Below are 20,374 nucleotides of genomic sequence, written 5' to 3'. Positions count from 1 at the left end.
AAGGATTGGTTCGATGACCCCCTCTATCGGTTTTATCGGCGCAGGCAACATGGGCCGCCCATTCGTTCGCGCATTGCTCGACAACGGCTTCACAGTGACCGTCCACGACCATGACCCCGGTTGCGAGCGCTGGGTACGCAGCCAAGGTGCGCACTGGGCAGCGACCCCCGCCGCTGCGGCCGAAGGCGCCGCCGTGCTGATCACCTGCCTGCCGCTGCCCAGGCACGTACGCGAAACGATGCTCGGTCACAGCGGCGCCCTGGCTGCTCTGGGCAGTGGCGCGGTATGGATTGACACCTCGACCACCGACTACCACAACACGCTGGATATCGCCCGACTGGCCGGGCAGCGCGGGGTCATGAGCCTGGAAGCACCGGTCAGCAACCTCTCGCACATGGGCGTGGACTTCAACAACGTCTGCTTCTATGTCGGCGGCGAGCAAGCGGCGTGCGACATCGCGCGCCCGGTGCTGGACGCGATGGGCCAACACACGCTTCACGTCGGCGCCATTGGTCACGGCCAGTCGGTCAAGCTACTGACCAACCTGTTGTTCTACGGCGCCACGCTGGCGTGGGGCGAGCTGTTGCTGGTGGCACAGAACCAGGGCCTGGACCTGCGCTGGCTGTGGAACGTGGCGAAGGACTCGCGAGCCGATTGCTTCGTCGTCGACCAGGTCACACCGATGCTCCTCGACGGCAGCTATGACCACTCCTGCACCCTGGAGATCACCGTCAAGGACATGGCCCTGACCGTGGCCCTGGCCGACGAACTCGATGTCGAGCTGCGGCTGGGTCGCTGGATCGAGACGCGCTATCGCCAGGCCGGCAAACGTTATCCGGCCCATGCCAACCACCTCAAGGTGGTGGCGCTGATGGAAACGGAAAACCAGCGCCGCCTGCTGATCGACGGTTTCACCGCGCCCTCCCCCTATGGCGCCGACCGCACCTATCGCCATCCCGGCACCTTTGTCATCGACGCGCGCGGGCGGCGCAAGCCCAGCTTGCCGGAACGCTTTCGCTACCCGCTCAGCCATCCCGCCTGCGGTCGCTACGCCCAGTGCCTGCTGGAGGTCATGGCCTGGATCAACCACAACCTCCGGCAGGAGGCATTGCAACTGGGGCGCGCCATGGGCCTGGAGCCGTCGCTGCTCGAGCAGGTGGTCAGCCGCAGTTGCGGCGCCAGCTGGGTGGATGATCACCGCGACCACTACAGGCCGAACCTTGCGCTGCTGCGTGACCTCCCCGAACTGATGGGCTCGCTGCACCTGCCCATGCTGCATCAGCTGAACCTCGCCACCGTCGTCGACCCCGTGAGGCATGCATCATGAAGATCACCCGCCTGCGTATCTACCAGGTCGACCTGCCGCTGGACAAACCCTACGCGCTGTCCGGCGGGCGCCTGCACTACAGCGCGCTGGACAGCACCATCGTGGTGATCGAAACCGACCAGGGGCTGTTCGGAATCGGCGAAAGCTGCCCGTGGGGCGCCTCGTACCTGCCGGCGTTCGCCCTCGGCGTGCGTGCCGGGCTGGCCGAACTGGCACCTCACCTGCTGGGCTGCAACCCGCTCAACCTGAATGCGATCAACCAGGTCATGGACCAGGCACTGCCTGGCCACCCCTACGTCAAGACAGCGATCGACATGGCCTGCTGGGACATTCTCGGGCGCCACAGCAACCTGCCGGTACACGCCCTGCTGGGGGGGCGCCTGAACGCCGAGCTGACCCTGCAGAGCAGCATCCCCACCGCCACGCCCCGGCAAATGGTCGCCGACATGCACCTGGCGCATGCCGAAGGCTATCGGACCCATTCATGCAAGGTCGGATCGGGCGTGGTGGCGGATCTGGCGCGAATCCAGAGCCTGCTCGCCGAGCGCATGAACGGCGATCAGCTGACCTTCGACGCCAATCGTGCCTGGCTGCCGGCACAGGCGGTGGCCGTGATGAACGCCGTCAGGGAGTGCGATGTGCATTTCGAGCAGCCCTGCGAAACCCTGGAACAGTGCCAGCATGTCCGCAGCCTGACGCGGCAGCCGCTGATCCTGGACGAGTGCATTCACGGCGCTGGCGACCTGTACCGCGCCAGCGCCGCGAATACGGCCCAGGCCATCGGCCTGAAGATCGCCCGTGTCGGCGGGCTAACCAAGGCTCGGCAGCTGCGCGACTACTGCATCCAGCAGGGTATCCAGCTGAACATCGAAGACGTCGGCGGCAGCCAGATCGCCGACACCGCGGCCATGCACCTGGCCCTGGCCACCCCCAATCAATACCTGCGCGCCAGCTGGAATGCCTGCCGCCATCACAGCATCGTCACGGCCCTGGGCGGCGTCCACGTGAGCCGCGGCATCGCCCGCCTGGACGACACGCCGGGGCTTGGGCTGACCCTGTGCCCGAACGCACTGGGCGAGGCGGTGGCCATTCATGAATGACTCATTGCCAAGGCCTGCAACCATGCCCCTGGACAGCGGTGACTTCCACCCCGATGCAGGACGCTCGCACAACCTGCCGGGCGCTTTCTACTTCGACCCGAATCACTACGGGCAGGAACTGCAGCATATTTTCTACCGCACCTGGCAGTACGCCTGTCATGTCTCCAGGCTGGCCGTGGAGGGTGCCTATCTGGTGTGCGAGATCGGCGAGCAAAGCGTGCTGGTGCTGCACGGCCAGGACGGCCAGCTCAGGGCGTTCCACAACGTTTGCCAGCACCGTGCGCATCGCCTGCTCGAAGGCTGCGGACAGCTGCGTGGCGCGATCACCTGCCCCTACCATGCATGGCGCTACGATCACGCCGGCAGATTGCAGAGCGCGAGGCACAGTTGTGACGTGGCAGGCTTCGAACCCGCCCGCGCGCACCTCGCCGGCGTGCGCCTGGAAGTGATGTGTGGCCTGGTCTTCGTCAATCTGGACGCGCACGCCCCACCCCTGGCCAGCCAGCTCGCCGGGCTCGAAGCGCAACTGCGCAGTTTCGCGCCCGCGCCCGAGTCGCTGCACCACAGCTACAGCCATACCTATGCGCTGCGGGCGAACTGGAAGGTCTCGGTGGAAAACTATTCGGAGTGCTATCACTGTCCCGGCTGCCACCCCAGTCTGTCGCACCAGACCCTGGATCTAAGCAGCTACCGGATCGACATCCACCCGGGCTTCCACGCCCACCTGAGCAACGATCAGGGTGCACGGCAAGGCTACGCAACCAACCCTGACGCACCCCGCAGCGGCGAATTCGGTGCCTGGTACGTCTGGCCGAACCTGTGCATCGAGGTCTATCCGGGCGGCTACATGAACCTGTTGCACCACGTGCCAACGGGCGCGCAGCGCTGTGAGCAGCGTGTGCAGTGGTTCACCCAGAGCCCACACCCCGACCCTCTGGAACAGGCAGTGATCGATTTCGTGGCGGTGGTGCGTGAAGAGGACCTGCCCTTGTGCGAAAGTGTCCAGAAAGGTCTGCATAGCTACGGCTACAGCGGTGGCCGGTTGGTGGTGGACACGGCTCGCAGCGGTTTCAGCGAACATGCCGTGCATGATATTCAGAAGCGGGTGCTGGAAGCACTCGCCGGCCATGGAGCACGCGATGGATAGCCCTTCTTCCGACATCTCCCGACCGCCAACCTGGCGGCGCCTGGGCAGCCGGCCCACGGTCTTGTGGCTGACGGGCCTGCCGGCTGCCGGCAAGACCACCATCGCCAAGGCTACCCAGGTGGCACTTGCCGCCCTCGGCTATCACTGCCTGGTGCTCGATGGCGACGAACTGCGCCGCGGACTCTGCCGGGACCTGGGCCTGAGCGACGACGACCGGCTGGAACACGTGCGCCGCACCGCCGAGGTCGCACGCCTGCTGTGTGCCGACGGCAGCCTGGTGCTGGTTGCGCTGATTTCACCGCGTATTGCGCACCGGGCCCTGGCGCGGCAGATCGTCGGCGACGAAGCCTTCGTCGAGGTCTTCGTCGATACACCGCTGGCGCTCGCCGAGGCACGCGATCCCAAGGGGCTGTATCGGCAGGCGCGCGCCGGCGCGCTGAACGGTTTCACCGGGATCGATGCCACCTACGAAGCGCCGTCGGCGCCCCACCTCAGGCTAGCCACCGCCAGCATGAGTTGCGCATGCTCGGTGCAGGCCCTGCTCGACTGCCTGCAGCAACGCGCCGCCATAGACTGAAGATCAGGCCAATACGGGCCGAGGATCGAGCAACAGCTCCTGCAGCCATTGCACCAGCAGTCGGGCTGCCGGCGACAGCGGGTTGGCATGCCACTTGTAGACTCCCAACGCATCGCCCATGGACCACTGCTTGTCGAACAGGCGCACCAGCCTGCCGTCGGCCAGCATCTGGCGCGTGGTCATTCCCCAGCCCAAGGCCACACCGTGACCTTCCAGGGCTGCCTGCATCATGACCGGGAAACTGTTGAAGCCCATGCCTTGGCTGCCAACGCGAAACGATGCACCGACGCTTTCCAGCCATTGATCCCAGATCACGAAGTCCTGCGCACGGGGTTCGTAATGCAACAGTCGGCACTTGGGCAGATTGTCCAGGCTCAGCCACGGGGCGATGCTCTTGAAGTAGTCGGGGCTGCAGACCGGGAACACTTCATCGGGCGCGCTGAACAGCAGCACGTGATCGGCACTGGCCCGGCCCATGGTCTGCACCGCCACGTCGAAACGCTCGCGCTCCTCGCCTATGGCCGCCAGCGTGGAATGCAGCTTGAGCTCGATGTGCGGATGTTTCTGATGAAAGCCGGCCAGCGCCGGCATGAACAGGTAGAACGCTTCCACCAACTGCGACGACAGCACCACGGTGCCGGTCGACGACTGCTGCTGACGCAGCTTTTCGGTTTGCCGAGCGATATCGAACAAGGCGGCTGCAACCGTCTGGCGAAAGCTTTCGCCCGCCTCGGTGAGAAAAACCCCGCGGCTTTTTCGATCGAACAACTGCACGCCCAGGTTCTCTTCGAGGGAGCGAATCTGTCGGCTGATCGCCGTTTGGGTGAGGTGCAGTTCCTCTGCTGCGCGAGAAAAACTCTGCAGCCGGGCAGCAGCTTCGAAGGGAATCAGACTTGATAAAGGCGGCAGTTTGCGCCGGAGGTTTTCCATAACCTGAAGTTGCCCTGTCCTGCGAAATGGTCGTTTCAAACGATGTCATCTTTTGACGCATCATGCAAAGACTGACCGCCGGGGGTTCACCGCATGGAACAGCGACCGCACCTCCACGACACACGCTCGAGCGTGGCACTGATCATCGCGTCGGTGTTCCTGGTGTCTGCTTCCGATGCGCTGATCAAGCTGGGCAGCGCCGACTTCACGGTATGGCAGCTGTACGTGGTGCGTTCTTCGATCGCCATTGTCCTGCTGCTGCTGTGGCTGGGCGCTTCGCGAAGTGCCAGCGTGTGGCGCAACCTGGCCTGCGATCGCTGGATACTCATGCGCAGCACCGCCTTGACCCTGATGTGGATCGCCTTCTACGCGGCGCTGCCGCACATGAGCCTGAGCCTGGCCGCTCTGGCGCTCTACACCGCGCCGCTGTTCATTGCGCTGCTGTCGGCGCTGGTGCTGCGCGAAAAGGTGAGCCCCAGCCGCTGGCTGGCCATCGCCCTGGGTTTCGTCGGTGTGCTGATCATTCTGCGCCCGACGGCTGCGGACTTTTCCAGCATGACCCTGCTGCCGGTACTGGCCGCCCTGCTCTATGCCGTGGCCGCCGTACTGACCCGCGCCCGCTGCGGCGATCACTCGGCGCTGGCACTGGCGCTCAACCTGAACCTGTGCCTGTGCCTGGTCGGCGCGACGATGCTGCTGGGCCACCAACTGTTCAGTTCGCCCCATCCGCCACTGCCCAGCGACTTTTTGGCTCTGCACTGGGTGGTTCTGGGGCCTGTGCAGTGGTTATTGATGGGCGTGCTCGCGGTCCTCATGGTGCTGATGAGCGCCGGCGTGGCGAGGGCCTATCAGATCGGTCCGAGCGCGGTGGTGGGCGCCTTCGATTACAGTTATCTGCTGTTCGCGATGTTCTGGGGTTTTGTCCTTTTCAAGGAAGTCCCCGATGCAGGCATGGCCCTGGGCATGGGCCTGATTGCCGCATCCGGGGTCTGGGTAATGCGCAGTTGACCAAGGAGCTGGACATGTTGATGCGACCGCTGCGAGTGATCATCTGGGCTGTGTCCAGAAGCCGCTCTACCGCACTCGAACGCTGCGTGATGGAACACCCCGCCGTGCACGTGCTGCACGAGCGGCTGAGTGAACCCTTCCTGATGCAGCACTGGCCCCACAAGTACCGCAGCGTGCTCGACACTCGCCGCAAGACCGGCAACCGGGAGCCTGTCCCGACCTACGGCCAGACCCTGGAGGCACTCGCCCACGGCCCGCTGCCTGCGGGCAAGTCGGTGTTGCTGAGCAAGGAAATCGCCTGGTTCTGCGACTTCGCCCAGATCGACGATGGCTGGCTGCAGCAGTTCAAGCACGTCTTCCTGGTGCGCGAGCCACTGGCGGTCATGCGCTCGCTGTATCGCGTCGGCACGCAGGGCGAAAATACCTGGTTCGATCCCGACGAGTCAGGGTTCGAGGAGCTGCTGGCGCTGTATTGGCGCGTGCAGCGGGCGTGCCCGGCCCAGAGTCTGCTGGCCCTGGAAAGCGATCACGACTTGATGCAAGACGGCCCGGGCGGCTTGAGCACCCTGTGCGACTTCATGGGCATACCCTTCAACGCGGCCATGCTGCAATGGCAAGCGCGAGAAGTGCCCGCCTGGCAGTTTTTCAAGGGCTGGCACGAAGAGGCACAGCGCTCGACCGGTTTCGCCGCAGTGCACCATCCCGACCAGCCCTACCCTGCGGTGGTCGACGAATGCGCAGTCGGTGCGCAACCCACCTGGCGCTTCTTCGCCCTGCTGGCTGGTCGACATCGGCCGGGCAGTCCAGCGGGCCTGCTGCGCAGCCTGCATCGCGCGCCGTCGGCGCAGCTGGATATCGTCCTGTTGCACCGTGGCGAGGAAGATCTCAGCCATCTGCTCTGGAGCATTGCCCAGTTCCCCGAAGTGAACTGCCACGCCCTCGACACGTTGGCACTCATGTCCACGGACGCAGGGAAACTGCCAGAGCAGCATGATCTGGTCGGCCAGCCATTGCTGCTCGCCTGCAGCGAAGCAGGCGCTGCCGGTCAGCAGCAGTTGCTCGACCGGCTGGCGGCGCAGGCGTGCGTGATCGGCCTGCTGACCGAAACCGGCTTCCATCTGCTCGATGCCCAGGGCCGGACCGGGCCTTCGCCATTGCCCGCGCCCCAAGCCTGCACGCTGCACCTGCAGCGCTTGCGCGAGCGCAGCCTCGATGACTGGGCCACGTTCAACCATTACAACCAAGGCACAGAAGCCGTTGCCGATTGGCTGGCCACGTTCAGCGCCGTCGTGGCTGCCGACCCGGATCACATTGCCGTCAGCGATGGACGCGACAGCCTGACCCTGCAGCAGTTGCACGACCGCGCCCAGCAGTTGGCCAACGTTCTGCAAGCCCGCCTGGCGCCCGATGCATGGGCGGTGCTGTTCAAGCGCAAGAACATTCACACCGCCGTTGCCATGACGGCCTGCGCCCTGGCCGGCCGCCCGTATCTCGAGGTACCTGCCTGGTACAGCGCCGACCATTGCCGGCAGTTGCTGGAGCGTCTGGGCGAGTGCCTGGTGCTGTGCGACACCGACAGCGCACGGCAGCTACCGGCTGCACAACCCCATGTGCTGGAGAGCCAGTTTGCCCGCCAGGCGCCTGCCGATTGCCCGCAGTGGGCGCGCACGCGTTCGTCGATCGCCTACGGTCTGTTGACCTCGGGCACCAGCGGCCCGGCCAAGGTGGCACTGATGCCAGCGCCGGCCATGCTCGACTCCCTGAGCCTGTGGCAGAGCTACCTGCAACCGGGGCAGCGCATAGGCCTGAATGCCTGGCTCACCGGCTACCTGTATTACCCGCTGCTCAGCCGATGCACCACGGTGGTCATTGCCGATGAGGTGGTGCTGGATCCGCTGCGCCTGATGCACTTCATCGCCGACAACCACTTGCAGCAGATCATGATCACCCCCTCGTTGTTGCAGGGGTTGGTCCGCGAAGAGATTCGCTTCGTGGCCTGCTGTACCGGGCTGCGGGTACTCTGGAGCAGCGGCGAGCACCTGTCGGCGGCCCTGCGCTCACGGGTGCAGGCGCTGCTGCCCGACTGTTGCCTGATCGACCTGTACGGTTCCAACGAAGCCGGCGACGTTGCGCTCAAGCACGAAGACGGCACCTTGCAGTTGATCAAGGGCGTGGAGGCACGCGTGCTCGACCGGCAAGGCCAGACCGTGCCCCGCGGCGCTGCGGGCCACCTGCACCTGCGCACGCCGGGGCTGTTGCGCGGCTACCTCGGCCAGCCCAGCGGCGTGCCGCTACCCAACGGCGGGCTGTTCGACACCGGGGACCGTGTGGTCTGGCTGGGCAACGGCCGCCTGCGGTTGCTCGGGCGCGACAGTGCCCACCTCAAGATACGTGGCTACAAGGTGCATCCGGAACACGTCGAGCAGGTCTTGAACAGCCACCCGCTGGTGGTGCAGAGCTACATCGGCAGCAGGCATGAGGGCGCCGCACGCCAGTTGCTGGCCTACATCGTCCCCGCAAGCCCGGAGCATCTGCCCACGGCCACGGCCCTGCGCGCCTGGGCCAGCCTGCACCTGCCGTTCTTCGCCGTGCCCAGCGCCTACTATGCCGTGGCCAGCCTGGGTGCCGGTCACAATCAGAAGCGTGAGCCGCTGAGCGACGCGCACTCGAGCCAGGCCGTGCCACTGCCCGAGGATGAGGTTTCGCTGACCGCCACCCAGGCCCAGGTTTCCACGGTGTGGCAGGCCGTGTTGGGCAACGATATCCCCGCATTGCACCCGGACGATGATTTCTTCGACCGCGGCGGTAGCCTGCAACTGAGCGAATTGCTGCTCGAACTCAACCACAGCTTCGACGTGCAGCTTTCCCTGGCCGCGCTGCTCGAAGACACCCGCCTGCAAGGCATGGCACTGGCCGTCGACCGCACTCGGGCCGGGCTGCCCGCCGCAGCGATCCTGCGCGAAGTCGCCGTGGAGGCGGCGCGCTACGCATTCATCCCCGGACCGCAGCGCGGGGAAGACATTCTTCACGCCTATCGGACCAAACCGGGCAAGCGCATCCTGCTGACCGGCGCCACGGGCTTTTTCGGCGCCTTCCTGCTCGCCGCCCTGGCCCGCCAGCCCGAGGTCGAGCAGGTCATTTGCCTGGTGCGCGCCCAGAACCTGAGTGACGCGCGTCGGCGCTGCCTGGGCAACCTGCAGCGTCATGGCCTGGTACCGCCCGGCGTGCCCCTGGACTGGCTCGGCAAGTTGCAGATGGAATGCGGCGACCTGGCGGCTGCGCACCTGGGGCTGTCGCCCGCTGCCTACCAGAGCCTCACGCAGACCGTCGACTGCGTGGTTCACGCCGGGGCCGAAGTCAACTGGGTCAAGCCTTACGCCAACCTGGTGCGGGGCAATGTCGAAGGCACCGCCCAGATCGTCCAACTGGCCCTCAACGGTGCGATGCCGCTGATCATGGTGTCGACCCTGGCCGCAGGCGGCAGCGCGCGTACAGGCTACGAGGAAAGCAAGCATGTGGCCGAAGCCTTGGCACTGAACGCTGCACGCGAACATGGCCTGCCGGTCATCATCGCCCGCTGTGGCGACCTGGCCGCGCCGCTCGAAGTCGAGCACAGTACGATCAATGACAACGACTACGTGTGCCTGCTGCTGGGCGCCTGCCTGTTGCTGGGGTGCTGGCCGGCCGACCTGGAAGGGGGCGTCAATCTGACGCCGGTCGACGTTGCCGCACAGATCATGGCAAGCCTGGCCATCCAGGCACCCGCCAGCAAACTGGGTCGGGCCTCGAACCTGTGCCACCCACACGGCGCGCTGTCCTGGCGAACCCTTTGCGGCTGGGTGGCCGACAACCTCGCACCGGGCAGTTTCGCACCGCTGCCCCTGGCGCGCTGGCGGCTGCGCCTGGACAACGACCAGCGTCAGCACCCGATCATTGCCAAGACCCGCCTGATCCTGCCGATGATTCTCGACGACCTGGCCGCCGCAGCGCCGCACAATGATTTCGAGTTTCCCGCCACTTCTCCGATTCGCCTCAGCCCGCAATGGGCCGCCCGACTGACTCGACAACTGCTGCATTACATCGGGCAGGCCTGTCGATGAATGGGCGAATGGTCACCGCCTGGGCGGCAGCACAACGCCAGCGTGAACTGAAGACGCTCAGCTACCACAGCCCACCCCTGAAGCCGATGGAGGTGGAGATCCAGGTCACTCATTGCGGTTTGTGCAGCAGCGATCTGCACCTGATAGATGGGCACTGGGGCGAGGCCAGTGTCTTCCCTCAGGTGTGCGGGCACGAAGTGGTCGGCCGCGTCAGCGCCGTGGGTGACAAAGTAGCCGGGGTGCGCCTGGGACAACGCGTCGGCGTGGGCTGGTACCGCAGCGCCTGCCTGGCCTGTGAATTCTGCCTGCGTGGCGAGGAGCAGCACTGCCCCTGCCTGATCGCTACCTGCACCCACGGAGAGCACGGCGGGCTGGCCGACTACCTGTACTGCGACAGCCGTTTCGTGTTCCCCATCCCCGACGAGCTGAGCAGCGAACACGCCGCGCCCCTGCTGTGCGCCGGCGTGACAGTGCACACGGCGCTCAAGCGCGCCACCTGGCCCGGCATGGCCGTCGGCATCGTCGGCATCGGTGGCCTGGGCCATCTTGCCATCCAGTTCGCAGCCAAGCGCGGCTGCCGGGTCACCGCCCTCTCGAGCAGCCCGCACAAGCAGCGCGATGCCCTGACCCTGGGCGCCAACCGTTTCATCGACCTGAGCAAACCGGTGGAGTGCAATCAGGTCCGCAATGCCCTGGACTACATTCTGGTGACCAGCGCGGTCGCGTGCGACTGGTCAACCATCGTCGACATGCTCCGCCCCTTCGGCGTGCTGTGTTTTGCCGGCATGCCACCGCCGGTGACGTTCGATATCGCGTCCATGATGTACAAGACCCTGAGCATCACCACCGCCAACGTCGGTGGGCGTCAGGATATCCGAGACACCCTGGCTTTCGCGGCGGCGCGCCAAGTGCGGCCCTGGGTGCAGTCGTGGCCGCTGGAAGATGTCAACCACGCCATACGGCAATTGCGCAAAGGACGAGTCCACTATCGAGCGGTGATGCAGGTCGGCGAAGAGCCGGTCCAGGCTCTTTAAGCGCGGCTTGGGCGCGGCGCTCCATTTGCCCCGCAGCCGCCCGTCTGCTAACGTCGCCCGGTTTCAATCCTTCTCGCCGAGACCGCTGCCATGGCCCGCAAAAAAGCATCCCTGGATTTCGAACAATCCCTGGCCGACCTGCAGACGCTGGTCGAACGCCTGGAGAACGGCGAGCTGTCGCTGGAAGACTCGCTGAGCGCTTTCGAGAACGGCATCCGCCTTACCCGTGACTGCCAGAGCGCGCTGGCCCAGGCCGAGCAGAAAGTGCAGGTCCTGCTGGAAAAGGACGGCGAGCTCACCGAAGAGCCCTTCGATACGGAACAGCCTGAATGATCGCCGCCTACCAGGCTCTCTGCCAACAGCGCGTGGACGGCGCCCTGCAAGACCTGTTCGTGCCGCCCTCGGCCGAGCTGACCCGGTTGTACCAGGCCATGCGCTACAGCGTCATGAACGGCGGCAAGCGGGTTCGTCCGCTGCTCGCCTACGCCGCCTGCGAGGCATTGGGCGCCGATGCTACCCAAGCCAATGGCGCCGCCTGTGCGGTGGAGCTGATCCACGCCTACTCGCTGGTGCACGACGACCTTCCGGCCATGGACGACGACGACCTGCGCCGTGGCCAGCCCACCACGCACAAGGCGTTCGACGAAGCCTGCGCGATCCTGGCCGGTGATGGCCTGCAAAGCCTGGCCTTCACCGCGCTGCTCGACCCAACCCTGAGCCCGCAAAGCGATGCCATACGACTGAGCATGGTCCAGGTGCTGGCCCAGGCTGCTGGCCCGGCGGGAATGGTCGGTGGCCAGGCCATCGACCTGGGCTCGGTGGGCCTGCAGTTGAACCAGCAGGCGCTCGAATTCATGCACCGGCACAAGACCGGCGCCCTGATCGAGGCGAGCGTACGCCTCGGCGCGCTGGCCAGCGCGCGGGCACACCCGTCGCAGCTCGAGTGCCTGCAGACTTATGCGCAAGCGGTTGGGTTGGCTTTCCAGGTGCAGGACGACATCCTCGACGTCGAAAGCGATACCGCCACCCTGGGCAAGCGCCAGGGTGCCGATATCGCCTTGAACAAACCGACCTACCCGGCGCTGCTCGGGCTCGATGCGGCCAAGGCGTACGCGCTGGATCTGCGCGATCAGGCGTTGCATGCATTGCGTCCGTTCGACGCCGCTGCCGAGCCGTTGCGCGAACTGGCGCGCTACATTGTGGCGCGACGCAACTGACGAGCGCGTGCGCACCCGACGCCGCATCAGGTAAACTGATCCATTCCTAGAACTCATAACGATTCGCCTGATGCCCACGACGTTTCAAGAGATCCCCCGCGAACGCCCGGCGACGCCTCTGCTCGACCGTGCTGACACTCCTGCCGGCCTGCGCCGTCTGGGCGAAGCCGAGCTCGAAACACTGGCAGACGAACTGCGCCAGGAGCTGCTCTATACGGTCGGCCAGACCGGCGGGCATTTCGGTGCCGGCCTGGGCGTCATAGAGCTGACCATCGCCCTGCACTACGTTTTCGACACGCCCGACGATCGTCTGGTGTGGGACGTCGGCCACCAGGCCTACCCTCACAAGATCCTCACCGGCCGCCGCGAGCGCATGGCCAGCCTGCGCCAGAAGGACGGCATCGCCGCCTTTCCGCGGCGCAGCGAAAGCGAATACGACACCTTCGGCGTCGGCCACTCCAGCACGTCCATCAGTGCCGCATTGGGCATGGCCATCGGCGCGCGCCTGCAGAACAGCGGGCGCAAGGCCATTGCCGTGATCGGCGATGGCGCGCTGACCGCAGGCATGGCCTTCGAAGCGCTGAACCATGCGCCTGAAGTCAATGCCGACATGCTGGTGATCCTCAACGACAACGACATGTCGATTTCGCGCAACGTCGGTGGGTTGTCCAATTACCTGGCCAAGATTCTCTCCAGCCGTACCTACACCAGCATGCGCGAGGGCAGCAAGAAGGTGCTATCGCGCCTGCCCGGTGCCTGGGAAATCGCTCGCCGCACCGAGGAGTACGCCAAGGGCATGCTGGTTCCCGGCACCCTGTTCGAAGAACTGGGCTGGAACTACATCGGGCCGATCGACGGCCATGACCTGCCAACCCTGGTGGCCACCCTGCGCAACATGCGCGACCTCAAGGGGCCGCAGTTCCTGCACGTCGTCACCAAGAAGGGCAAGGGCTTCGCCCCGGCCGAGGTCGACCCGATCGGCTACCACGCCATCACCAAGCTCGACCCGCTCGACGCTCCGGTCGTGGCTCCAGCCAAGGCCAGCGGGCCGAAGTACTCGGGCGTGTTCGGGCAGTGGCTGTGCGACATGGCGGAAGCCGACCAACGTCTGGTCGGGATTACCCCGGCCATGAAGGAAGGCTCGGACCTGGTCGCTTTCAGCGAACGCTTCCCCGAGCGTTACTTCGACGTCGCCATTGCCGAACAGCATGCGGTGACCCTGGCGGCCGGCATGGCCTGCGAAGGCGCCAAGCCGGTGGTGGCGATTTATTCGACATTCCTGCAGCGCGGCTACGATCAACTGATCCACGACGTGGCGGTGCAGAACCTCGACGTCCTGTTCGCGATCGACCGGGCAGGCCTGGTCGGCGAAGACGGTCCGACCCATGCCGGCAGCTACGACCTGTCGTACCTGCGCTGTATCCCCGGCATGCTGGTGATGACGCCCAGCGACGAAAACGAGCTGCGCCTGATGCTCAGCACCGGCCACCACTACCCGGGGCCGGCGGCCGTACGCTATCCACGCGGCAATGGCCCGGGCGCAGTGATCGGCGCCGGCCTGGACAGCATCGAGATTGGCAAGGGCGTGGTGCGTCGCAAGGGTCGTGGCATCGCCATTCTGGTGTTCGGTGTGCAGCTGACCGAGGCGCTGACAGTGGCGCAAAAGCTCGACGCCACCGTTGCCGACATGCGCTTCGTCAAGCCGCTCGACGAGCAACTGGTCCGTGAGCTGGCCGACAGCCACGATCTGCTGGTCACGCTCGAAGAGAATGCCATCATGGGTGGCGCAGGTTCAGCGGTCAGTGAATTCCTGGCCCGCGAAGGCGTGCTCAAGCCCGTGTTGCACCTCGGCTTGCCGGATGCCTATGTTGAACACGCGAAGCCTGCGCAGATGCTGGCCGAATGTGGCCTGGATGCGGTGGGTATCGAAGCGGCCATTACCCTGCGCCAGCGCCTGCTGCAACGCTGACGTCACTTCGCTGCAGGGCTCACACCGTCAGCCCTGCAGCGCGCTACACCCCTTCACTACCCTTGCGGATCGTGCCGACCACTTCCCCCTGATGCTCGCTGCCCATCATATGGCCAAGCTTGCCGGCCTTGGTGGCCAGGTAGTATTTGTTGTGTGGGTTGTGCCCGGTGTGCAGCGGTACCCGCTCGGCCACGCTGATGCCCATGTCGGTCAACGCCTTGACCTTGCGCGGATTGTTGGTCATCAAGCGCAAGGCCTTGACCCCCAAGTGCTCGAGCATCGGTTCGCACATGCCGTAGTCGCGCTGGTCGGCAGCGAAGCCCAGGCGCTCGTTGGCCTCGACCGTATCGGCACCGCCGTCCTGCAATTCATAGGCACGGATCTTGTTCAGCAAGCCAATACCCCGGCCTTCCTGGCGCAGGTACAGCAAGACGCCGCGCCCTTCCCGGGCAATGGCCTGCAATGCGGCCTCGAGTTGCGAGCCGCAGTCGCAGCGCTGGCTGAACAGCGCGTCCCCGGTCAGACATTCCGAATGCAGGCGCCCCAGTACGGGCGCGCCGTCAGCCACATCGCCCAGGCTGAGCACGACATGCTCGCGGCCCGTGGCCTCATCGAGAAAACCATGCATGGTGAACAAAGCGAAAGGCGTGGGAAGCTGAGAAGCAGCGACAAAAACGACGGGCACCGGGTGCTCCTGATTCTTGATGAACTTGACAAGGGCAGTATTGTAACAGCAGCTCTGCGCACCTGCTCAGTGGATGATCGTCGCGCCTGTGCCGCGGCTCGATCAAGGGGCTGGCAACGCGGGGTCGAACGGATAGGGTTGGCCCCAGCGCTGGTAGATCCCGCGCAGCTGGCCGGTCTTGACCAACTGTTCCATGCGCTGATCGTAGACGGCAAGCAATGCCCGGCCACGCGCACTGTCGCTGAAGCCCAGGTACAGCGGCAACTCGGCCACGTGCACGCGTTTGAAACGCTCGGGCTCGGCGGCCTGGCGCAGGATCACTTCGATTTCGGTCAGGGCGTCGACGTAATAGTCGGCACGATCGTGTTCGAGCATGGACAGGATGCCGGTGCGGCGCTGGACCTCATTGTAGGTTCGCACGTTAGGCAGGTATTTCTGGAATTGGTAGCCGCGTACCCAGGCCAGTCGATAGCCGCCCAGGCTGGCGAAATCGACCTGAGGCTTGTCGGCCAGGCTCAAGGCGAAGATATGATCGGTGTCGTAATGCCAGCGCGGGTACAGGGCATGTGCCTCGTTCTGGTAAGAACCGACCCAGGCATCGGCCTGCCCCTGCTGTACCAGCCCGACCGACCGAATGTAGGGCTCGCTGCGTGTGACCACGGCGATGCCTGCCGGCTGGAAGACCTCGCGCAGCACGTCCCAGGCCAGGCCACTGCCGTCAGCGTTGGTGTAGTCTTCCCAGGCTTCGCTGACCAGATCGATGCGCGCAGGCGGCAGCGATACCTCTGCACTGGCTGCCCAGCACACCAACAGCATCGCCGCTCCCAGCAACCCTCGCCACCCAGCCATCCGTTGCGCCCTCAAAGCCGGCCTGCACGCCGATTCACACGAAGCTCCAGCCCCACACCAGCAGCTGCATGGCCAACCAGGCAAAGACCCCGGCCAGCACATCATCGAACATGATACCCACACCGCCATGCACGTGGCGATCTATCCAGCGAATCGGCCATGGCTTGAGAATGTCGAAGAAGCGGAACACCAGAAACCCCACCAACAGCCAGACCCAACCTTCGGGCACCAGCCACAGGGTGATCCACATGCCGACCATCTCGTCCCAGACGATGCCTTCGTGGTCATGCACGCGCAGGTCGTCGGCGACCTTGCCGCACAGCCAGATGCCGAACAGCATGCTTACGCCCAGCATCAGCCAGTAGCCCCAGTCGGGCAACATCTGCCACAGCGGAATGAACGGCACGGCGACCATCGATCCCCAGGTGCCCGGCGCCTTGGGCAAGGTTCCGGAGCCAAAACCGAAGGCCAGGAAATGCCATGGATTACGCCACACCGAAGGGGGCACGAACTCCGCTGGAACCTGGTTGGGATGGTCTGTCACGGTGTCTCCGCAAAATGTTGGTAGCCCCGAATGGTCGGGGTGATGTCCTGGCCGTGACGGTCGACCAGCGTGACGCCTTCGCCAACACTCGCTTGGCCGATGACGAAAAACACCGCGCCCTGAGCGCGCAGGGTGGTTTCTTCTTCAGGAGGCAGGGTGAAGGCCAGTACATAGTCGTCCCCCCCGCTCAGCGCCGCTGACCAGGCCTGTTCCAGGCCAAGCAGCGACTGCAGGGCATTGGACACCGGCAGTCGCTCGCGTTCCACCCGCAAGGCGACTTTCGACGCCCTGGCAATGTGGCCACAGTCGGCCAACAGGCCGTCGGAGATATCCAGCGCCGCGCTGGCCCTGCCCCGCAAGGCCTGGCCCAGCGCGAATTGCGGCAGCGGTGACCAGTAGTGAGCCAGCAAAGGCCCGGCCACCGCAGGCTCGGCATGTCGCTGGCCAAGCACCAGCGGCAGCGCGCCCGCAGCGTCGCCCAGCCTGCCGCCGACGCACAGCAGATCACCCGGTCGGGCACCGCTACGCGTCAGCGCCAAGCCATGGGGCAGACGGCCGAACACAGTCAGGGTCAGGCTCAACGGGCCACGCGTGGTGTCACCCCCGACCAGGCGCAGGCCGCAGCGCTCGGCCATGGTATCCAGGCCGGTGGCGAACCCTTGCAGCCACTGCGCCGAAAAGCTGGGCAGGGTCAGGGCCAGGGTGAATCCCAGAGGGCTGGCCCCCATGGCAGCCAGGTCGCTGGCCGCGACGGCCAGGGCGCGCTGGCCCAGCAGGAGGGGGTCGGCACCCTGGGGAAAATGCACGCCGGCAACCAGGGTGTCGGTGGAAACCGCCATCTGCTCGCCCGGTGCCAGCGCCAGCAGGGCACAATCGTCGCCGATGCCCAAGGCCACACCATCGCCGGCCCGCGCACAGGACGCGGCGGCGAAATAGTGTCGGATCAGCTCGAATTCGCCCATGGGCTGCATGTCCGCGATCAGCGCTTGTGCGCTGCCACTTCCGGGCCACGCAAGCTCGGCGCCAGCTTGTCGAGCACGCCGTTGACGAACTTGTGGCCGTCGGTGGAACCGAACACCTTGGCCAGCTCGATGCCTTCGTTGATCACCACACGGTAAGGCACGTCGACCCGCTTGAGCAGTTCCCAGGTGGACAAGCGCAGCACGGCCAACTCGACCGGATCGAGCTCGTCGATGGTGATGTCCAGGCACGGCGCCAGGGCGCTGTCGATTTCATCGCGGCTGGCCGGCACACCGTGCAGGATTTCGCGGAAATAGGCGCCGTCGACGTCACCGAAATCGTTGTCGACGCGGAACTGCGCTTCGATCTCGTTCAGCGAATGCTTGGCCATGTGCCATTGGTACAGGGCCTGGGTTGCCAATTGACGCGCCTCGCGGCGCTTGGCGCTGCGTGAAGGCTTGCCGGCGTCCGCAGGCTTGGGATCGCGTGGATTGAAGCGATCGCTTTCGTCGTTGATCACTTGGCCTCCAACTGCGCCAGCAGGCTGACCATTTCCAGGGCAGAAAGCGCAGCTTCCGCACCCTTGTTGCCAGCCTTGGTGCCGGAGCGCTCGATGGCCTGCTCGATGGTGTCCACGGTCAGGACGCCGAAGGCGACCGGCACACCGAACTCCATCGACACCTGGGACAGACCCTTGGTGCATTCGCCGGCAACGTATTCGAAGTGCGGCGTGCCGCCTCGAATCACCGCGCCCAGCGCGATGATCGCGGCGTATTCGCTTTGCTGCGCAACCTTCTGCGCGACCAGCGGGATCTCGAACGCACCCGGGGCGCGAATCAGGGTGATGTCGCTTTCGCTGACGCCGTGGCGAACCAGGGCATCGACGGCGCCGCTCACCAGGCTTTCGACGACGAAGCTGTTGAAGCGGCCAACCACCAGGGCGTAGCGGCCTTTGGGGGCGATGAAGTTACCTTCGATGGTCTTCAGGGTCATTCGGGTCTGTCTCATCTTAAAGAGCCAGGCCGCCTGCAGGCGGCCTCTGCGGATAATGGATCACGAACATCGAGACTGCAGGTCACGGGCAGGCCGATGCATCGGCACCGCCGCCACCCTTGCAGCCTGTCTTTATTCGGAGGGCACGTATTCTACAACTTCCAGATCGAATCCGGATATCGCATTGAACTTCATTGGCGAGCTGAGCAGGCGCATCTTGCGCACGCCCAGGTCGCGCAGGATCTGCGAACCGGCGCCGACGATACTGTAGGTGGTCGGGGTTTTTGCCACGGCCTGCCCGGCACTTTCACGCAGGTGCGCCAGCAGTACGTCGCCGTCCTGCTGGTGGCCGAGCAACAGCACCACACCGCTGCCGGCCTCGGCAACCGCGCTCATCGCCGCGCGCAGGCTCCAGCGGCCCGGTTGCTTGACCATCAACAGGTCGCGCAGCGGGTCCATGTTATGCACCCGCACCAGGGTCGGCTGGTCCGCCACCACTGTGCCCAGGGTCAGCGCCATGTGCACGTCGCCTTCCACCGAATCACGATAGGTCACCAGGTTGAACTGGCCCAGTTCGCTGTCCAGCGGCTGCTCGGCAATCCGCTGAACGGTACGTTCATGGATCATCCGATAGTGGATCAGATCGGCAATGGTGCCGATCTTGATGTCATGCTGGGCCGCGAACACTTCCAGTTCGGCACGGCGCGACATGGTGCCGTCGTCGTTCATCACCTCGCAGATCACCCCGCTGGGCTCGAAGCCGGCCATCCGCGCCAGGTCGCACGCAGCCTCGGTGTGGCCCGCGCGGGCCAGCGTGCCGCCCGCCTGGGCCATCAACGGGAAGATGTGCCCAGGGCTGACGATGTCCTCGGCGCGCGCATCGGCCGCAGCCGCGGCCTGCACCGTGCGGGCGCGGTCGGCGGCGGAGATGCCGGTGGTCACGCCGGTGGCCGCTTCGATGGACACGGTGAACTTGGTACCGAAGCCCGACCCGTTGCGCGGCGCCATCAGCGGCAGCTTGAGCGTCTCGCAGCGCTCGCGGGTCATCGGCATGCAGATCAGGCCACGCGCGTGGCGGGCCATGAAGTTGATGTGCTCGGCCTTGCAGCATTCGGCGGCCATGATCAGGTCGCCTTCGTTTTCGCGGTCTTCGTCATCCATCAGGATGACCATCTTGCCCTGGCGGATATCTTCCACCAGCTCTTCGATCGTGTTGAGCGCCACGCGGCACCCCCTTGTGTTCAGAACAGCGCGCTGTTCAGGATTTCAGGTAGCCATTGGCCGCCAGGAAGCTTTCGCTGATCGCGCCCTGGCTCGGCTCGCTGGCCTTGTCGCCCAGCAGCAGACGCTCCAGGTAGCGCGCCAGCAGATCGACCTCGAGGTTGACCAGGCGACCTGGACGGTAGTCGTCCATGATGGTTTCGCTCAGCGTGTGCGGAATGATCGTCAGTGCGAACTCGGCGCCATCCACGGCGTTCACCGTCAGGCTGGTGCCGTCGACGGTGATCGAACCCTTGTGGGCGATGTACTTGGCCAACTCTTTCGGCGCGCGGATACGGAATTCCACGGCGCGGGCGTTTTCCTGGCGTGAAACCACCTCGCCGACGCCATCGACATGGCCGCTGACCAGGTGCCCACCCAGACGCGTGGTGGGGGTCAGGGCCTTTTCCAGGTTGACCCGGCTGCCGTTCTTGAGCTGGTGGAAAGCGGTGCAGTCCAGGGTTTCGCGGCTGACGTCGGCGACGAAGCCGTTGCCCGGCAGTTCGACGGCCGTGAGGCAGACGCCATTGATGGCAATGCTGTCGCCGAGTTTGACATCGCCCAGGTCGAGCTTGCCGGTGTCAACGTGTACGCGCACGTCACCGCCCTTGGGGGTCAACGCACGGATGCTGCCGATGGATTCGATGATGCCGGTGAACATGAGTCCTCCTCGA

Annotated in this window: 19 protein-coding genes; 10 read left to right on the top strand and 9 right to left on the bottom strand. The window is 65.3% G+C overall.

Annotated features, from left to right (window positions below; genetic code table 11):
* The first annotated feature begins 13 nt into the window (after positions 1-13).
* The 4 genes from IFT76_RS11255 to cysC are packed head-to-tail and all read left to right on the top strand — an operon-like array spanning position 14 to position 4,151.
* A complete protein-coding gene (locus IFT76_RS11255) occupies positions 14-1,327 on the top strand; it encodes an NAD(P)-dependent oxidoreductase (protein ID WP_192058427.1) in 1,314 nt (437 codons plus the stop codon).
* Positions 1,324-2,427: a mandelate racemase/muconate lactonizing enzyme family protein gene (locus IFT76_RS11250; RefSeq protein ID WP_192054861.1), complete on the top strand. Its 1,104-nt coding sequence runs from the start codon at positions 1,324-1,326 to the stop codon at positions 2,425-2,427. Before IFT76_RS11255 ends, IFT76_RS11250 begins: the two co-directional genes overlap by 4 nt.
* Complete coding sequence (locus IFT76_RS11245; protein WP_192058425.1) at positions 2,420-3,574, top strand: aromatic ring-hydroxylating oxygenase subunit alpha; 1,155 nt, start codon at positions 2,420-2,422, stop codon at positions 3,572-3,574. The genes IFT76_RS11250 and IFT76_RS11245 overlap by 8 nt, the downstream gene beginning before the upstream one ends.
* Positions 3,567-4,151, top strand: a complete 585-nt coding sequence (gene cysC / locus IFT76_RS11240; protein WP_244647941.1) for an adenylyl-sulfate kinase — start codon at positions 3,567-3,569, stop codon at positions 4,149-4,151. The genes IFT76_RS11245 and cysC overlap by 8 nt, the downstream gene beginning before the upstream one ends.
* A gap of 3 nt (positions 4,152-4,154) precedes the next feature.
* Here cysC and IFT76_RS11235 read toward each other — a convergent pair whose 3' ends face one another.
* Positions 4,155-5,081 (bottom strand): LysR substrate-binding domain-containing protein, encoded by a 927-nt coding sequence (locus IFT76_RS11235; RefSeq protein WP_163007393.1) that lies wholly within the window; start codon positions 5,079-5,081, stop codon positions 4,155-4,157.
* A gap of 93 nt (positions 5,082-5,174) precedes the next feature.
* Between IFT76_RS11235 and IFT76_RS11230 the strand changes: the two genes are divergently transcribed.
* The 6 genes from IFT76_RS11230 (at position 5,175) to dxs (ending at position 14,409) form a co-directional block, all read left to right on the top strand.
* Positions 5,175-6,089 carry a DMT family transporter gene (locus tag IFT76_RS11230; RefSeq protein WP_192058421.1) on the top strand — a complete coding sequence of 305 codons (915 nt, stop codon included), beginning with the start codon at positions 5,175-5,177 and terminating at the stop codon, positions 6,087-6,089.
* Between the two features lie 14 nt (positions 6,090-6,103).
* A complete protein-coding gene (locus tag IFT76_RS11225; RefSeq protein ID WP_192058419.1) occupies positions 6,104-10,189 on the top strand; it encodes an SDR family oxidoreductase in 4,086 nt (1,361 codons plus the stop codon).
* Positions 10,190-10,197: 8 nt separating this feature from the next.
* The gene (locus IFT76_RS11220; protein ID WP_192058417.1) at positions 10,198-11,223 is read left to right on the top strand and encodes an NAD(P)-dependent alcohol dehydrogenase; all 1,026 of its coding nucleotides are present in this window, start codon (positions 10,198-10,200) and stop codon (positions 11,221-11,223) included.
* A 90-nt stretch (positions 11,224-11,313) separates the two neighbouring features.
* On the top strand, positions 11,314-11,556 hold the full coding sequence (locus tag IFT76_RS11215) for an exodeoxyribonuclease VII small subunit (protein WP_090360636.1): 243 nt from the start codon (positions 11,314-11,316) through the stop codon (positions 11,554-11,556).
* The gene (gene ispA / locus IFT76_RS11210; protein ID WP_192058415.1) at positions 11,553-12,440 is read left to right on the top strand and encodes a (2E,6E)-farnesyl diphosphate synthase; all 888 of its coding nucleotides are present in this window, start codon (positions 11,553-11,555) and stop codon (positions 12,438-12,440) included. The genes IFT76_RS11215 and ispA overlap by 4 nt, the downstream gene beginning before the upstream one ends.
* Positions 12,441-12,510: 70 nt before the next feature.
* Positions 12,511-14,409, top strand: a complete 1,899-nt coding sequence (dxs, locus tag IFT76_RS11205) for a 1-deoxy-D-xylulose-5-phosphate synthase (RefSeq protein ID WP_192058413.1) — start codon at positions 12,511-12,513, stop codon at positions 14,407-14,409.
* Positions 14,410-14,452: 43 nt separating this feature from the next.
* Here the strand turns inward: dxs and ribA are convergent, their stop codons facing one another.
* The 8 genes from ribA to IFT76_RS11165 all read right to left on the bottom strand — a co-directional run bounded on the left by ribA (position 14,453) and on the right by IFT76_RS11165 (position 20,361).
* Entirely contained in the window at positions 14,453-15,094 is a 642-nt protein-coding gene (gene ribA / locus IFT76_RS11200; protein WP_122475596.1) for a GTP cyclohydrolase II, read from the bottom strand.
* Between the two features lie 102 nt (positions 15,095-15,196).
* Complete coding sequence (locus IFT76_RS11195; RefSeq protein ID WP_122475598.1) at positions 15,197-15,943, bottom strand: substrate-binding periplasmic protein; 747 nt, start codon at positions 15,941-15,943, stop codon at positions 15,197-15,199.
* A 34-nt stretch (positions 15,944-15,977) separates the two neighbouring features.
* Positions 15,978-16,487 carry a phosphatidylglycerophosphatase A family protein gene (locus IFT76_RS11190; RefSeq protein WP_049860803.1) on the bottom strand — a complete coding sequence of 170 codons (510 nt, stop codon included), beginning with the start codon at positions 16,485-16,487 and terminating at the stop codon, positions 15,978-15,980.
* A complete protein-coding gene (gene thiL, locus IFT76_RS11185; protein ID WP_122475731.1) occupies positions 16,484-17,449 on the bottom strand; it encodes a thiamine-phosphate kinase in 966 nt (321 codons plus the stop codon). Before thiL ends, IFT76_RS11190 begins: the two co-directional genes overlap by 4 nt.
* 17 nt (positions 17,450-17,466) lie before the next feature.
* Positions 17,467-17,967: a transcription antitermination factor NusB gene (gene nusB, locus IFT76_RS11180; protein ID WP_122475600.1), complete on the bottom strand. Its 501-nt coding sequence runs from the start codon at positions 17,965-17,967 to the stop codon at positions 17,467-17,469.
* Positions 17,964-18,440 (bottom strand): 6,7-dimethyl-8-ribityllumazine synthase, encoded by a 477-nt coding sequence (ribH, locus tag IFT76_RS11175; protein ID WP_122475602.1) that lies wholly within the window; start codon positions 18,438-18,440, stop codon positions 17,964-17,966. Before ribH ends, nusB begins: the two co-directional genes overlap by 4 nt.
* Positions 18,441-18,572: 132 nt before the next feature.
* Entirely contained in the window at positions 18,573-19,664 is a 1,092-nt protein-coding gene (ribBA, locus tag IFT76_RS11170; protein WP_185795431.1) for a bifunctional 3,4-dihydroxy-2-butanone-4-phosphate synthase/GTP cyclohydrolase II, read from the bottom strand.
* A 34-nt stretch (positions 19,665-19,698) separates the two neighbouring features.
* Complete coding sequence (locus IFT76_RS11165; protein WP_122475606.1) at positions 19,699-20,361, bottom strand: riboflavin synthase; 663 nt, start codon at positions 20,359-20,361, stop codon at positions 19,699-19,701.
* Positions 20,362-20,374: the final 13 nt, after the last annotated feature.

The sequence above is a fragment of the Pseudomonas sp. CFBP 13727 genome (assembly GCF_014841915.1).
Classification (GTDB): domain Bacteria; phylum Pseudomonadota; class Gammaproteobacteria; order Pseudomonadales; family Pseudomonadaceae; genus Aquipseudomonas; species Aquipseudomonas baltica.
Note: the sequence above shows the minus strand (reverse complement) of the source record. Positions and strands in the feature narration are given on the sequence as shown.

What these genes read in the sequence shown, in the direction of transcription:
- IFT76_RS11255 (WP_192058427.1), top strand. Translation starts at nt 14, where the DNA reads ATGACCCCCTCTATCGGTTTTATCGGCGCAGGCAACATGGGCCGCCCA.
- IFT76_RS11250 (WP_192054861.1), top strand. Translation starts at nt 1,324, where the DNA reads ATGAAGATCACCCGCCTGCGTATCTACCAGGTCGACCTGCCGCTGGAC.
- IFT76_RS11245 (WP_192058425.1), top strand. Translation starts at nt 2,420, where the DNA reads ATGAATGACTCATTGCCAAGGCCTGCAACCATGCCCCTGGACAGCGGT.
- cysC (WP_244647941.1), top strand. Translation starts at nt 3,567, where the DNA reads ATGGATAGCCCTTCTTCCGACATCTCCCGACCGCCAACCTGGCGGCGC.
- IFT76_RS11235 (WP_163007393.1), bottom strand. Translation starts at nt 5,081, where the DNA reads ATGGAAAACCTCCGGCGCAAACTGCCGCCTTTATCAAGTCTGATTCCC.
- IFT76_RS11230 (WP_192058421.1), top strand. Translation starts at nt 5,175, where the DNA reads ATGGAACAGCGACCGCACCTCCACGACACACGCTCGAGCGTGGCACTG.
- IFT76_RS11225 (WP_192058419.1), top strand. Translation starts at nt 6,104, where the DNA reads ATGTTGATGCGACCGCTGCGAGTGATCATCTGGGCTGTGTCCAGAAGC.
- IFT76_RS11220 (WP_192058417.1), top strand. Translation starts at nt 10,198, where the DNA reads ATGGTCACCGCCTGGGCGGCAGCACAACGCCAGCGTGAACTGAAGACG.
- IFT76_RS11215 (WP_090360636.1), top strand. Translation starts at nt 11,314, where the DNA reads ATGGCCCGCAAAAAAGCATCCCTGGATTTCGAACAATCCCTGGCCGAC.
- ispA (WP_192058415.1), top strand. Translation starts at nt 11,553, where the DNA reads ATGATCGCCGCCTACCAGGCTCTCTGCCAACAGCGCGTGGACGGCGCC.
- dxs (WP_192058413.1), top strand. Translation starts at nt 12,511, where the DNA reads ATGCCCACGACGTTTCAAGAGATCCCCCGCGAACGCCCGGCGACGCCT.
- IFT76_RS11195 (WP_122475598.1), bottom strand. Translation starts at nt 15,943, where the DNA reads ATGGCTGGGTGGCGAGGGTTGCTGGGAGCGGCGATGCTGTTGGTGTGC.
- thiL (WP_122475731.1), bottom strand. Translation starts at nt 17,449, where the DNA reads ATGGGCGAATTCGAGCTGATCCGACACTATTTCGCCGCCGCGTCCTGT.
- ribH (WP_122475602.1), bottom strand. Translation starts at nt 18,440, where the DNA reads ATGACCCTGAAGACCATCGAAGGTAACTTCATCGCCCCCAAAGGCCGC.
- IFT76_RS11165 (WP_122475606.1), bottom strand. Translation starts at nt 20,361, where the DNA reads ATGTTCACCGGCATCATCGAATCCATCGGCAGCATCCGTGCGTTGACC.